This is a genomic window from Paenibacillus sp. E194, from assembly GCF_000935845.1.
In the GTDB taxonomy this organism is placed as follows: domain Bacteria; phylum Bacillota; class Bacilli; order Paenibacillales; family Paenibacillaceae; genus Paenibacillus_B; species Paenibacillus_B alvei_B.
On the sequence record NZ_JMDX01000056.1, the window covers coordinates 1 to 15070 of the forward strand.

General features: G+C 47.2%; 10 protein-coding genes and 1 pseudogene. All 11 read right to left on the reverse strand.

Annotated elements, in window-relative coordinates:
* Nucleotides 1-200, reverse strand: a 200-nt coding sequence (locus tag AZ66_RS10235; RefSeq protein WP_044354752.1) for a hypothetical protein, incomplete at its 3' end; no start/stop codon positions are given.
* A 271-nt stretch (nt 201-471) separates the two neighbouring features.
* Nucleotides 472-1785, reverse strand: coding sequence for an erythromycin esterase family protein (locus AZ66_RS10240; RefSeq protein WP_197081689.1), 1314 nt, complete (start codon nt 1783-1785; stop codon nt 472-474).
* Between the two features lie 250 nt (nt 1786-2035).
* A complete protein-coding gene (locus tag AZ66_RS10245) occupies nt 2036-3718 on the reverse strand; it encodes a DUF4855 domain-containing protein (RefSeq protein ID WP_052648458.1) in 1683 nt (560 codons plus the stop codon).
* A gap of 130 nt (nt 3719-3848) precedes the next feature.
* Nucleotides 3849-5603, reverse strand: coding sequence for a DUF4855 domain-containing protein (locus tag AZ66_RS10250; protein WP_052648459.1), 1755 nt, complete (start codon nt 5601-5603; stop codon nt 3849-3851).
* Between the two features lie 336 nt (nt 5604-5939).
* A complete protein-coding gene (locus AZ66_RS10255) occupies nt 5940-7094 on the reverse strand; it encodes a hypothetical protein (RefSeq protein ID WP_044354754.1) in 1155 nt (384 codons plus the stop codon).
* 288 nt (nt 7095-7382) lie between these two features.
* Complete coding sequence (locus tag AZ66_RS10260) at nt 7383-8075, reverse strand: LrgB family protein (protein ID WP_044354755.1); 693 nt, start codon at nt 8073-8075, stop codon at nt 7383-7385.
* Nucleotides 8072-8449 (reverse strand): CidA/LrgA family protein, encoded by a 378-nt coding sequence (locus AZ66_RS10265; RefSeq protein WP_044354757.1) that lies wholly within the window; start codon nt 8447-8449, stop codon nt 8072-8074. The genes AZ66_RS10260 and AZ66_RS10265 overlap by 4 nt, the downstream gene beginning before the upstream one ends.
* A gap of 225 nt (nt 8450-8674) precedes the next feature.
* Nucleotides 8675-11230 (reverse strand): flippase-like domain-containing protein, encoded by a 2556-nt coding sequence (locus AZ66_RS10270; RefSeq protein WP_044354758.1) that lies wholly within the window; start codon nt 11228-11230, stop codon nt 8675-8677.
* Between the two features lie 282 nt (nt 11231-11512).
* On the reverse strand, nt 11513-12274 hold the full coding sequence (locus AZ66_RS10275) for a formate/nitrite transporter family protein (RefSeq protein ID WP_044354760.1): 762 nt from the start codon (nt 12272-12274) through the stop codon (nt 11513-11515).
* Nucleotides 12249-12599: a nitrite reductase small subunit NirD gene (gene nirD / locus AZ66_RS10280; protein WP_021261446.1), complete on the reverse strand. Its 351-nt coding sequence runs from the start codon at nt 12597-12599 to the stop codon at nt 12249-12251. The genes AZ66_RS10275 and nirD overlap by 26 nt, the downstream gene beginning before the upstream one ends.
* A gap of 15 nt (nt 12600-12614) precedes the next feature.
* A pseudogene (gene nirB / locus AZ66_RS10285) lies at nt 12615-15019 on the reverse strand (nitrite reductase large subunit NirB).
* Nucleotides 15020-15070 lie beyond the last annotated feature (51 nt).

A 15070-nucleotide genomic window follows, 5' to 3' on the forward strand; every position in this document is an offset into this window, starting at 1 on the left:
TCCCCTCTCTTTGTACCATTCGTATTCTCTCGGTTATCATATCCGGTGTTCATAATCGCAATATTTGAAGCACCATTGGATTTGTCACTATTTTTGGGCAAATAATCTGCAGACACTACAGTTGAGAAAAACGATGTCATGATCACAGAAGCAAGCATGAGGGAAGCGGTCAGCAAGCTTATGCCTTTCCTTACTTTCATAAATTCACTCTCCTTTTATCTCGCAAATAAAGCGCTTACATATAAGTGCGGCATAACGCCCTCAATTCTCTTCGTACCCTCTCCTTTCATGAATCATCCTCTACCTTTTTGGATAAACCATCCCATCTTATCATATCAAATTGGATAAACTATTCAATAATAAATATCTATTCACTGAGAAGTCATGCAAAAGAGCTGCCATGCGGCAGCCCCTTTATTTTGTACATCTGTAACAACGCTTATAGTTCCGTCATCCCGTCATTCGGCTTCATCATTTTTTCTCACTAAACTGAGACGGACTCGTTTCACGGATGTGGAAAAGGATATCGAACTGTTCCGACAGCGAAGCATTAAAATACTGTGGCCGGTCAGGGATGATTTGAGCGATACCATCAAAGAACGGCAGCTCTTTTTGTGCCCATTCCTTGGCCTGATCCTTAAGATTGCGAACATCCAGCATGAACATCTCATCAGAAACTTCGCCTAACTTATAGTTGGAGCTGTTAACGTTCTGCTGAATCGTATCCGTCGCGAGCTTGCCTTCGCTGAATGCAGTGAATTTCCCCTTGGTAGTGGTAGTCCCAATAGCCACATATTTATCTCCAAAGCGCTCTTCCAAAAACTGACCCGCGACTTTCGGGTACATTTCCTTATCAATTACGCCTTTTGCTACGTGGATATTATGTCCCCACACCATCGTTTTACCGCCTAATGCTTGCTTGGCCCATTCTGCATGATCGGCTAAGTATTGATCGTGCAGCGTTACAATCTGTGGATAATCGCTGGGAATCATCATTGCCGTGAAATTCTCGATCACCTTAGCCGTACCCATCACCCAGACGAGTTCGGATGCGGCAATCCCATTGTTCATCTGTTGAGTCTTATTTTCGAGCAATTTTACGACTTTTGCTGCATTCGCGTTGAATTTCTTCTTCTTCTCAGGTGTCAGTTTCATATATTCCTGCAAGCTTACAGCCGCAGCCGATAACTCCTTATAGCTCTCCTCAACTTCAGATAGGATTTCAGGATGATGCAGTTCCACATAATCAACCACTTTAGTAAAGACATCTTGCTCCAAAGCCTTCAAGTCGAGTCCGATAAATTGGATTTTCTTCTCGTGTGACGGGTCAGCGTTATAGTCCTTCATCCATTCAACCATCGCAACTATCTCATCGGCCGGGTATAGCAGCTTCAAAAATTCTCTTGGATTGCCCTTTCCCGTGTGGATATATTCATTCAGCTTTAAGCCATTGCCCCAATCCTCTTCGATTCCGAAATTCGTAAAGCCCATCTCGGTAACTAAAAACTTGACGAGACGGAACTTCATCGTAAATATTTCAGAGCTTCCGTGTGATGCTTCTCCCAATCCCACATAATCGGCGTTCCCAATCATGTCTTTGAGCGGCATCATATCATCGAATGGCTGCATAGGATCGATCGTCTTCAGCGCCTTTGCCTGTGATTGAATAGATTCGACGACACTCAACTTGACAGGTTGAGCGGCTACGGTAGGTTCCACCTGTTTATCTTCCTTCATTTCCCCACACCCTCCAGTCAGCATTGATGCTCCAAGCACGATAGACATCCCTACATACCTCATTTTCGGTTTCATTTGCTTCCACCTTATCTCGTCTTGACATTTTGTTGTCTGCTATGTTTTCTATTTTATTTTTCAAATCTCTCATATTTCTAACTTGATTCTTACGAAATCATTAAGTTATTTCTGCATGTACACACCCCTAAAAAACACCGATGGATGACCAGAGTATTGCTCAATGAAATAAAAAGAAGATGACCCGGAGTGTACCGTAGTCATCTTCTATCATCCAGAGCATTTATCGAGGCTGCTTCTGATATGTTCCCTTTACAAATTGATACATCCAATCATATAGCTCGCGCACTCGCGGGTTACTGCTGCGAGAACTGTCGAGCAGGGCATCTACACCTTGGTAATAAGCCATGAATGCTTCGTTCATATAACCGAAGTCGACCCCTCCATTCAAATAATCAATGTAATAGCCGCGTGATGCATCATTCGTGAATGCATCCTCATCCATCTCCATCTCAATACCTAAACCGTGATGCTTCGCTAAGTACGCCGCATCTTCAATCCGATCTGGGTTAGTTCCACCCCAATAATGGTTCGGCTGCAGCGCTGTCGCGTCGAACCCTATCGCACGTGCTGCATAGTTCCTGTTGCCACCAAAATTCGGAACCCAGAACAGTTTCTGTCCTCTCTTATGCACGATATCTCCAGCATACTTGACCAACTTCTCGTCCGATGAATTGTCTCTTCCCATCGATTCGGCCATCCAGTACATTCCAACCAATTCCAAACGGTCGTATCGGCCTTTAATCCATTTTGTTCTTACTTGATCCACATACCAATCAACAGCCTTTTTCCGATTCGTAAAGGATTGTTCCGCGCCAACATCACTAGGCACAAAGTTCTCAGAGATCCCGTCCCCATCGACATCTCCAAAATTGGAAATCGTCTCACCAGGATTCGGAATCATAATGACGACTTTCATCTTATGATGCGAATCATTCAGCTTATTCCCTGCTTCTGTCACAGCAGCATTTAACTCGCTCAAATCCCCGCCCGGCTTGAACATTTTGTCCAGATACCATTTCCAGTCATCAAGTACTGCGTTAATCCCAAAATCCCGCTGGTAATCCGCCGTACGAATGCCTAATAAAAGCGTTCCATCATACATCCAGTCCTGCGGCTCTCCGTTGTTGTCAACATAACTGACGTACGGCATGAGCTTCTCCTTTGTCCAATTGCCGCGATCGTTACTATACATACTGTTGTACATGAGCCACAGATCGTGAATGCCTGCCGTATCATTTCCCGGCTTCAAATAAGAAGATGTGACTGGGCGAAGCGCATATGCATCCGCTGTTTTTCCATCTACACCCCATATCTCCACTTCGTCCATGAACACCCAAATCTCTGTCGTAACGGCAATTTTCACATACCGGGCATAGATTTTCTTCGCTTGACTGGATGGATGGGGAACTCGATCTACCGCTGCGTCCCACACATAATCATAGGCTGCAGTCGGAATATTGGTCCAGAGCGGTACCGGAGAATTCATGTATTTTACAGGGGCCCAATTCATCCCGTCTTCTGAGGCATAATAGGAGACAATTTCTGGTGTATAGATGCCTACTTCTTGATTGTAGAGAAAGTGAGACTTAATCTTCCCAATCGATTTGCTTTCGCCCAAATCAAATATGATTTCACGCGTCTTTCCTTTTAACAATGCGGTCCAGTTCGGGTCCATAAAATCATTGGCATCTCCATACTTTCCATCTGTCAGCTTCGTTCCATCGTCTGGGTAATTTTCATCAGGTGGCTGATGGGTGTAGGAGTACGAAATCCCGCTTGCCAAATTCCTCATCCCATCGGTGGCCACTGTAGGTTCAATATCTACCGCTAATGCAGCTTGGAAGGTGGACAGCAGCATGATAGAAGCTGCGACGAAGCTCACGACTCTCTTCAACTTAATCATCAATAAAAACTCCTCTCGTCGATTTTTCAATAAAATCGTGTATTGAGTAAGCATGGGTTGATCACCCATTCTTGATGACTTATGTCTATTCCGTGCTTCGCTGCGCTCCCCATTCATCGTTTATCGAGGCTTATCGAGGCTGCTTCTGATACGTTCCCTTTACAAATTGATACATCCAATCATATAGCTCACGAATCCGAGGGTCACTGCTGCGTGAACTGGTGAGCAAGGAATCAACCCCTTGGTAATAGGCCTTGAACGCTTCCGTCATATATCCATAATCGACCCCACCGTTCAAGTAATCAATATAATTGCCGCGTGAGGCTTCATTCTCGAACATTGCTTCGTCTGTCTCTAACTCAATACCAAGACCATGATGCTTCGCCAAATAAGCTGCGTCCTCAATTCGTTCCGGATTGCTGCCGTCCCAGAAGTGGTTCGGTTGAAGTGCTGCTGCATCGAATCCCAGGGCTCGTGCCGCATAGTTCTTATTCGCACCGAAGTATGGAATCCAGAACAGCTTCTGTCCGCGCTTATGCACAATCTCTCCAATATGCTTAATCAACTTTTCATCGGACGTCTTTCCGTTTGATACTCCTTCGTCCAGCCAGTACATGCCGGAGATCTCCAAGCTTTCATAACGGCCCTTCATCCAGTTTGTTCTGACTTGATCCAAGTACCAATCAACAGCCTTCTGCCGATTCGCGTAGGACTGCTCTTCCCCTACCTCACTCGGTACGAAGCTCTCAGAGATGCTATCTCCGTCGATATCTCCAAAGTTGGATATCCCCTCACCCGGATTCGGGATCATGATAACAACCTTCATTTTATGGTTCGGATCATTCAGCTTCTCTCCCACTTCTTTAACCGTGTCATTCAATGCGCTCAGGTCTCCGCCCGGCTTGAACGTCTTATCCAAATACCATTTCCAGTCTTCAAGATTTGCTGAATAACCAAAATCCCGTTGGAAATCTGGCGTACGAAGGCCTAGCACAAGCGTGCCGTCATACATCCAGTCTGTCGGCTCGCCATTGTTGTCGACGTAGCTGACATACGGCATGAGCTTCTCCTTCGTCCAATTGCCGCGATTGTTATCGTACATTCCATTGTACATAAGCCACAGATTGCGGATTCCTGCTGTATCATTACCCGGCTTCAGATACGATGGTGTTACTGAACGAAGCGCATACGCATCAGACGTCTTGCCGTCAACACCCCAGATTTCTACCTCATCCATGAACACCCATATTTGTGTGGTGACTGCGATCTTCACATAGCGCGCATAGATCTTCTTCGCTTGACTGGAAGGATGAGGAACTCGATCTGTTGCAGCATCCCATACATAGTCATAGCCAGCTGTCGGAATATCAGACCATAGCGGGGCTGGAGAATTCATGTACTTCACTGGAGCCCAATTCTGGCCATCCTCGGATGCATAGTAAGACAATATCGTCGGTGTATAAATGCCTACGCTGTTGTTATAGAGAAAGTGTGATTTAATTCGGCCGATCGACTTGCTCTCTCCTAAGTCAAATGTGATTTCTCTCGTCTTCCCCTTCAACAATCCCGACCAGTTCCCATCCATGAAGTCATTGACGTCTCCATATTTGCCATCTGTCAACTTTGTTCCATCATCTGGGTAATTCTCATGAGGGGGCTTAGAATAAGAATAAGATATTCCGCTCGCTACATTCCTCATTCCATCTGGCTCCTTGAGCTCATTATCTTCGGCAAAGGCTGTGTGAAAGGTGGACAGAAGCATGACGGCAGCAACAATGAAGCTGGCCCATTTCTTCATCTTGATCATCAATTCGACTCCTTTCGTTACGTGAAATGATTGAATTGCGAACTCCATCGCGAAGGAAGCGTTTTCAAGATGTTGCAACTATTATACCTGCTGTACAGGTCTATGGTTTTGATTATAGTCCATACTTATCGACTTATTGTCCACTTACAAGATACGATCCATCAGCAAGGACATCCCCTTAAGAAGGAGACGGATTGAATCATGGTAGTTACTTCGGTTCGGATGCTTCTAATAATTTTACCAATCCAGCAGGAGGCATGTTTACGACCATCACATATACCACCGGAAGATAACATTTGGAACACAGCATGATGGTATTGTGGATCGGTTGCAGCGGCCATTATGGACGAATAAAAATAGGGCATGCAGATGCATGCCCTATCGAAACCAATATCTTATCGTTATGAGTAAGGATTAGCGTTCTGGATTGTATGTCACATGAACCGACTTGTATCCAAGCTGCTTAATCTGATCAGGTGTAACATAGAGTGTTCCTTCCTCCAGCACACTATTCTCCGCATTCAGCTCCATGGTTCGGCTGCCATTCACAAGCTTAAATCGATGAGCGCCATTCTGCTTCTTCTGCTTCTCTAGCTTGATAAGCTGCCAGCCACATGCATCCGCGAGCGGCTTAACAGGGATACGAATATATCCCTTTTCTTCAAATACGATCGGCACGCGAATCGATGCCTCATCAACCTTAACCTCGTAATCGCGCTGGATCTTCATCGTCATTTTTTCCTCGGGCAATGCATCCAGATCGAAGTCCGTCGGCAAATCTGCGGTAGCATCCTTGGCATTGTCCATCTTCGGCAAATATGCCTCCGCAGCAGCCCAATCCTTCAACGGCTTGGATATTCGCTTCTTCAAGTCCAATACATATAGAGGACGATCCGGCTTATTCAATGTATATACCACGTATCCCTTCTCAGGATCAACGCCTCTAAGATTGCCGAATACGAGCCGTTCCAATTGACTTGTTGCAGGGTCGAAGATCACAATCTCCTCTTGATTCGATTTCTTTCCATCCAACCGGCTGTATATGATGCGATTGTCTGAGAGCCATGCAGCCCCAATCGAATAGTTAGTACGGAGCCATTCCTTCGTATGTCCTGTTTGATTGTTGCGCAGCATAAAGCTATGAACCTTGGTCATATACCCTTCTGCTGTCGGTTCAAAATATAGCCGCTCATGGATTCCCCATTTGCGGTCTGGCGAGGAACGGAACACTTTTCCCTTCACAACTTCCTGATCCTCAGGATCATACGTATACTGCATCCCGCCTTCAATATTATCTGCATAATTGGTCACGAGCAGAGGATGCTGCTGATCCTTTTCTACTCGCATGCTCCGAATGCTCGGATCCCATTTTTTCCATTGCCCATCAGCCATTTGAACGACGACGCGCTCCTCACGCGCCTCCAAATCAATTCGTTCAACATTATAATAGACCTTACCGCTCTGCTGATCGGTGTACACCTTCTCGGCAGAGTATGTACCTGCTGCACCTGCAAGAGACGGCAAACTTAATCCTAAGAGGATCCCCCATGCCCATATTGTGGATTTCAAGGAATCAACCCCTTTCCTCAATACCTTTTATACGAAATTAATGATACATCTGAATTGTATGCTCAGATAAGTTCACATAAGTATCAACGTGATAGAAACAAAAATGTTTCATTCCATTTCCTTGAAGGGATAACGATATATATGGGACGCAACAGTATGGGGGCTCCCCTTCATTCATTACATCATAGTTAACAGCACATACAAAAAAACGCCCCTCGCAGTTTGCGAAGAACGTCCTGATCTTCTTATTAACCGATCCATGCAGACCATAGATCGGGTTCTTACCTCTTACATTAGGAACATATAAATTGGTGTGAAAAGGATGGAAGTAATAAGACCCGCTAACCCCATTGCCAATCCACTGAATGTCCCCTGCTTTTCTGAGTCCGCCAAGCTCTTCGCAGTCCCGAATCCATGCGCAGCCGTCCCCATTGCGATGCCAAGCGGCACTTCGCCGCGAATACCAGTCATCCGCAGGAAGGTTGTACCGAACAATGCACCAACAACCCCTGTGAATACGGTAAATACAGCAGACAGTTCAGGCATAGCACCCAACGACTTGGAAATTTCAACTGCGATTGGAGAACTGACTGATTTCGGCAGCATGCTCAGCATAACTTCTCTCGCCCCGTCTAAACTCATCATGATCGCCGCCACACTCACAATTCCCACGATAGAGCCGCACGTAATGGACAGGCAGATTGCAGCAAATTGCTTTTTGACTAGCTCACGATATTTATAAATAGGAACACCGAGCGCGATTGTCGCTGGCCCAAGAATAAGTGCCAAAATATCTGCCCCATTTTTATAATCCTGAAGCGGGATATTGCCAATGACGAGGAAACCGATCAACACCGCTGAGCAAAAGAGGATCGGATGCATCCATTTGAAACGCTCATGCAGTACACGGGATAATGCGTACACAACGATCGTTGCAGCTATTCCGAACAATGGCTGTTGTGTCCATGATGTAAGGTTCATGCTGCATCTTCCTTTCTTGTCGGCATCACATTAGCTTCATCCGGTTTCTTCTCCATCTTCGAAGCAACGAAGCCTGTCATCCAGAGAACGACCAGTGTACTGCCGATAATTCCAGCAGAAATGCTGAACCAATGTGCACTCAAAACAGGCATAAATGCCATAATACCGACTACATAAGGGATGAAGAACAACAACATATGATCAAGCAGGAATTGAGCGGATTGCTCGACCCACTCCAGCTTCACCCACTTCATGCCAAGTGCAATCAGGAACAGCACCAAGCCAAGCACGTTGCCGGGCAGCGGGAGATGAAGCAAATTGTGCAGCCACACACCTGCAATGTTGAAGCCTAATAAAATTGCAAATCCTAGCATAAGGAACCACCTTCTGATGATAAGACTTTGATGAAAATCCGTTCCTATTCTGAAACACCCCTATTGTAACAGAACTATGGAGCATGTCCCACCCGCGAGTACGGTCGAAAAGCAGAGCTGTAAGCGGTTTTTCACAATAAAAAAGGCCTGGAGTAGCCTCCAAGCCTTTTCATGTATTTTCTGTAACTTTCAAAATTTTATCATTTTCATATGAAATGAATCACACTATCGCTGCAAACGCCGAATAATACGCGTTACCCGCCATACCGTCCAGTTCATATGACGCTGCTTGCGGAAAGCAATATACTGCGGCTCCCACGTAACATCGAATAAGGCTAGCCATATTCTTCTATAGTTATTCATTGGATACAGCTCACGGATTCTTCGGAAGATCGCAACAGCAGTTCGTTCTGTCCATAAATAGGGTGAACGATCCGACTCAACATGGGACAACGGAATTAATCCGCTGACAAGCTGCTTGCATTGATGATGCTGTCCGATCCATATGATGATATCACGCAGCTGCTGCAGTACTTCATCCTGTTCGGGTTGACATAAGCCGCGGCAAGAACGAATATCGCCGATCATTACCGTTCCAGAGGCCTCGTCGACTCTCAGTACAACGTATCCTAGCAAGAGATCTCCATCCGTTTCATTATATAAGCGAACGAGTTGGAGCGTATCATCCGATACCGTCAGCAAGCGTTGAAGCGTCTCGATATACCCTTGTGTCGCTGACTCCCAGCTGTTAGCCGCGTCTATGACTTGCTGAACATGTTCAGCTTCCAACGGGAAGCTGCTTAGCTCATACCGGTGCACCGGCGATGCCATGCTCGGCTCGGTGAATTCATACCGTGCAATTTCCCCTACTTTGAAGAAGTCATTGCCATAATCATGAAGCAGCGGCATGCCATCTATGCCTGCTTGATAGAACACAATATCCAGACCGAAGCGATCCGCATGTTCGTACAGGGAATGCAGAGCATCATGTTCTTTCGCTTTCATCCGCTCCAGCTGCGGCATGCCAAGCATAATTACCCGCCGTCCCTTAATAATGAAGGGAAAGCGAATTTTGCCGCCGTTAACTGAGAAGACACGCTTGTCCGCTACATTCTGATACATCCAGCCATTAATGCCTGTCAGAAGCACTTGATCATCGCTACGCCAATCTCTACCTAGCGGCTTCTTCAGATGGCGCTCGAACACAAGTACCCCAATTACGTACATGATAGCCGCTACTAGCAGACCAGTAACTAGCGTTGTTGTAAATTGGCCATAGCTGAGCGTGTAAGTTGCTGCATCCGCAACCTTCTCATGGAATTCTGCCAGCATGTATCCCAGCATCATGTACAGAACCATGAGAAGTGATCCGAATAAGGTTGTAAAGAATATCGTACTCTTCGTTAACGGGAATCGATAACGAGTGAACTGTGAGCGAATGAGGAACAGGAACAGCAGCATCCCGCATAGCCACAACGTATGGCGAATCGTCGTTCCTAGCAGGAACGTCAGCAGCGTACATATCGCTAAGGCAGCCAAGGTCATCACATATGCCCGAATTGTTCGCTCGAAGAGTCCCTTCAATTGCAGCAGGATCAACAGGCTTGCACCAAGTAAGATACCATTCACAATTGGAAATACTTGACCATGGAATAAAGGAAGAACGAACATGGATGATTCCCATGATGGCTCAGTGAACGTGTATGTAAATAAAAATATGGAAGTCATAAACAGCAAGATTACGACTGACCAAGCAGACAGCGAATTCCATAACGAGCGCTGTACGAACCACAAGATGCTGCCAGATTCAATATATGTACCTAACGTTGGGTGATCCTCGAACTTCTTCACCGCAACTTCGCCGAACTCGAATGCTGCGAAGATTAAGCCAAGTGTAAACGGGATGAAGTAGTACACGGTCCGGTACAGCAGCAGTGCTGTAAATACTGTACTGTCTGCAACTCCTAATGCTTGCAAGCCGATTAAGAACGTAATATCGAATGTTCCGAATCCACCGGGCACCATACTGATAAGGCCGGCTATGGCACTAACCGTAAATACACCGATGACTTCAGCGAAGGAGACGTCAGCCTTCAGCATAAGCAAGATAACGTATGCAACTGATCCTGCAGCGAGCCATTCGATGAATGACACAACCGTATATCCGAATGTCAGTTTGGCGTTCGCATTCGCTCTTCCCTTCCACCGTGAGAAGAGTAAGTACACGGGGAAGAACAAAGCCACTCCGACTAGGACAACCCATAGCCACCCCTTGGCGGCGAGCAGTTCACTCGCAGGGAACACATGCAGCAGCACTAAGATGCCCAATATGGACAACCCACTAATCATAGAAGGCGCCATCCATGCAATTGCAATCAGCAACCTGCTGGCATCGCCTGTAAATTGACGATACAAAACGGTACGAATCCCTACCCCTGCGATCCCACCAAAGCCGACAATCCCGTTAAAGGTATTCGCTATCCAGGATACTCGAAATGTTTTCCCTATGGTAACAGGAGCTTTAATCGAACGCAGCAGCAGGCGATCATAGAAAAACATGGTCGCAACCGCTAGTCCACCTAGTACAATGAGCCCCGTAAAATACTCACTCGATATTAATCGTATCGCATGGAGCGACTCCCGAAGTGAAAATCTGGATAATTCCTTCTTTCCTTGAATAAAGACGAAAATGATGACCGCTAATGGAAAGGCTATTTTCAGCGTCTGAACAAGCCGCTTATTATGTAATAACGCTTGCAGCTTCGTCTTGATTGCATTCATTCAACCCCTCCTCTATTCCCTGATACCATATAGTGTGTAGTGAGGGCAGGTTCGTTATTCGTTTTCCTTCTTATTGTAAACGCATCAGCTGCATTGCTGCAAATTGTTCTTCGTATAATAGGTATTATACGCAGTTGGATCTGAGAGGCAAATAAATTAGCCTTATCCATTGATCGTTATAATCTTCGATTGTTTTCTAATTCTATACCGTAAAAAAGCCTCCCATCGCCACTTCATTCAAGCGACGACAGGAGGCTTAGCCGTGTTTTCTATTTCTACTTCTCAATCCTTCGCAATATACCAATAAGCAATTCCTACGAACAAAATGCCTCCAACCATGTTGCCAAGCGTGACCGGAATCAAATTCGCGGCCAGCCCTGCCCATGAAACTGTCTCCGGATGTGGGATGAACAACGAGACCGACAGAAGCGACATATTCGCCACGCTGTGCTCGAACCCGGAGGTGATAAAGGCGAACAGGCACCAGAAAATCATGACTAGCTTTGCCATCTCTTCCTTCAGCTTCATCGAACACCAAACTGCGAGACAGACAAGCGTATTACATAAAATGCCGCGCATGAACAGCTCCATAAACGGCGCATTCATCTTCGCGCTCGCAGCATTGTTGATAAAGTCAGCCGCGCCGCCCTTTGCAAGCCCGGTAAAAACGAAAAGCGCCGCCAACAGCATGGAACCAGCAAAATTGCCGACATAACTGTAAAGCCAAATTCTGAACGTATCCAGCCATGTTGTTTTCTTATTCAACGTGCTTACCATCATGATGAAGTTATTCCCGGTAAACAACTCTGACCCGGCCATCAAGACAAGGCTCAGTGCGATACCGAAGCTGATCCCCATCACGATCTTGGTACTAGGCGCGTGGGCAGGAGCAAGCATTCCGCCAATCGTATAAATCAGAATGATGCCAAGCCCGACAAATAAGCCAGCTAGCATGGAAGAGACGAGATACTTGCCCAAACTTCGGTTCAGCAGGTTGACCTTAGCCACGCCCGCGTTTTCAACGACTTGGATCGTGTTTTTCATGTTTGATCGGGCCCCCAATGTAGACGTATCCGTCAATGACCGCCGTCTCGTATGTCGTGATGCATCCGTCATCTGGTTTTTGGACTTCACCAGTTGTCAGTGAAATTTTCCAGTCATGCAGCGGGCAAAAAACGAATTCACCCGATACGATTCCCTCGGCCAGCGGCCCGTTTTTATGCGGACACCGGTTGCTCACGGCGCGCACCTCGTCGTTTGACAGCCGGAATATTGCGACGGTTTGATCCAGCACTTGCACCTCTTTGCCGATTTGCGGCTTCAGATCCTCCAGCTTCATAACTTTCACTAGTCCCATTGTAACGCTCATGTGGCTCCCTCCCTGTTATGGTCTTTCTACTGTATACATGCTGCGACGTTCCTCATTTTCCAGCGCGGTTTTCCAGGCTTCGCTGTAGGTTTTTTCGCCGCTTCAAATCGGTCAACCAATGTAGCAACTTCCGCTTCCTCTGCCAGCGTTTGGCGTACCCAATCCGCACTCATCCGGTTCACCCAAGGAGCCGTCCGTTCACCGTAGATGCCTGTTTCCCTGTACAACTGGACGTAAGCTTTAGCAAAACGAATCACTTCATTCTCCGTTGCCACAGTCGTCAAGCTGTCGCATTCCCGAACCTCGGTGCCTCCGTTTCCGCCAAAATAAAGTTGATACCCGTTCTCGACGCATACCACGCCAAAATCCTTCGTTAGCACCTCGGCACAGTTCCGCGGACAGCCAGTAACGCCCATTTTCATTTTGTGCGGCGTATCGACCATCTCGATTTTCTGCTCGAGCTGGATGCCCAGCTCTAACGAATCTTGCGTGCCAAAACGGCAAAATCTCGAACCGACACACGATTTGACGTTGCGCAGCGATTTGGAGTAAGCATATCCCGAACGCATTTCAAGCTCTTCCCATACCTTTGGCACATCCTCTTTTTTCACCCCGTAAAGGCCAATTCGGCTGGCGCCCGTGATTTTCACCAGCGGCACCTCGTATTTTTTCGCCACCTCACCGATGCGGATCAGATCCTCCGGCGTCGTTGTTCCACCATACATCCGCGGAATGACCGAGAAGGTGCCATCATTCTGAATATTGCCCTCCATCCGCTCGTTGACATACCGCGAGGCCTTGTCATCGGCATACGTTTCAGGACGCAGCATCCGCAAATAATAGTTCAGCGCCGGGCGGCATTTCGAGCAGCCTTCCTCATGTGTAAACCCGAGGACCATACGCACTTCCCGTGGCGATTGCAGTCCTTTCTCCCGAATCGCAGCGACTACTTCATCGCGGGAGAGCGTCGTACAGCCGCACATGCCGGCCGCCTTTTGCGCCGATGCATCGAACTTATCACCAAGCGTATGCGCAAGGATTGCTTCAACCATGCCCCGGCATTTGCCGCACGAACCGCCGGCTTTCGTCAGCGATTTCACTTCATCAAAAGTGGTCAACCCGTTCTCGAGGATTGCACCGACGATTGTTCCTTTGGTCACCCCGTTGCAGCCGCAAATCGTCTCGTTGGCACTGATCGACGCGACATCAAGCCCGCTGTCTTCCCCAGCCTTATGCAGCACGGACGCACTCGTATATTCCTGAATATCACTTTCTTTTTTCAGCATGCTGAACAGCCGCGTGCCATCTGACACATCCCCGTAAAGCACGACACCGACGACCTTTCCGTCACGAACCAATACTTTTTTGTAAGCTCCGGCGAATTCGTCCTGAACGACAATCGCCTTCGTATTCTCATCGGCATGAATTTCCCCGCCACTAAACAGATCGCAGCCCGCTACCTTCAACTGCGTGGACAACACGCTGCCATGGTATCCTTCCGTTGGCCGGTCTGTTAAATGATCGGCGAGCACAACTCCCTGCTCGTATAACGGCGCCACGAGTCCATAAACAATTCCACCGTGCTCAGCACATTCTCCAACCGCATAAATCGCTGGATCCGACGTCTGCATGACATCGTTGACTTGAATACCCCGGGCTACAGCCAGCCCTGCTTCACGCGCAATAGCTACATTCGGACGAATGCCGACAGCCATCACGACGAGATCGCATTCGACACTTGTTCCGTCTTCGAATCTTAGTCCTTGTACCCGCCCGTCGCCATATATTTCCGTTGTTTTTTTCTCCATCAAAAACTTCATACCTTGGGCTTCAAGATCCCGCCGCAGCAGGTTCGCGGCAACTGGATCCAGCTGCATCTCCATCAGATAGGGCAGCAAATGAACGACATGCACGTCCATCCCTTGGTTCATCAGACCACGTGCCGCTTCCAGGCCCAAGAGTCCGCCCCCGATGACAACCGCCTTTTTATATTGTTTAGCTGCTTCCAGCATCATTTTCGTATCTTCAATTGTCCGGAAGCCAACGACACCTTCGAGTGTATGCCCCGGAACAGGCAGAATAAAGGCGCTGGATCCCGTTGCAATGATCAACTCGTCGTAAGGAACGACAGTCCCAAGCTCCGTCCGGACCTCCTGAGCTTCCCGGTCAATCGCCACGACGCGCTCTTTTGTCAGCAAATGTATATTATTGGATTGATACCAATCCCAATCATTGATCGTAATTTCTTCAAAAGTCGTCTTGCCTTGCAGCACAGGGGACAGCATGATGCGATTATAATTCGGATATGGTTCATCACCAATCATCGTCACATCATAACGTTCGCGATCACGGCGCAATATCTCCTCAATGCATCGCGCTCCTGCCATACCGTTGCCAATCATCACTAATCTTTTTCTCATTGCCATGCCTCCCCTGTAACTTTGTGAAATATATCACATCGTTAGAATAAC

Excerpts from the sequence above, each read along its gene's own strand:
- AZ66_RS10275 (WP_044354760.1), bottom strand. The coding sequence starts at position 12,274 with ATGAAAAACACGATCCAAGTCGTTGAAAACGCGGGCGTGGCTAAGGTC.
- AZ66_RS10265 (WP_044354757.1), bottom strand. The coding sequence starts at position 8,449 with ATGCTAGGATTTGCAATTTTATTAGGCTTCAACATTGCAGGTGTGTGG.
- AZ66_RS10270 (WP_044354758.1), bottom strand. The coding sequence starts at position 11,230 with ATGAATGCAATCAAGACGAAGCTGCAAGCGTTATTACATAATAAGCGG.
- AZ66_RS10260 (WP_044354755.1), bottom strand. The coding sequence starts at position 8,075 with ATGAACCTTACATCATGGACACAACAGCCATTGTTCGGAATAGCTGCA.
- AZ66_RS10240 (WP_197081689.1), bottom strand. The coding sequence starts at position 1,785 with ATGTCTATCGTGCTTGGAGCATCAATGCTGACTGGAGGGTGTGGGGAA.
- nirD (WP_021261446.1), bottom strand. The coding sequence starts at position 12,599 with ATGAGCGTTACAATGGGACTAGTGAAAGTTATGAAGCTGGAGGATCTG.
- AZ66_RS10245 (WP_052648458.1), bottom strand. The coding sequence starts at position 3,718 with ATGATTAAGTTGAAGAGAGTCGTGAGCTTCGTCGCAGCTTCTATCATG.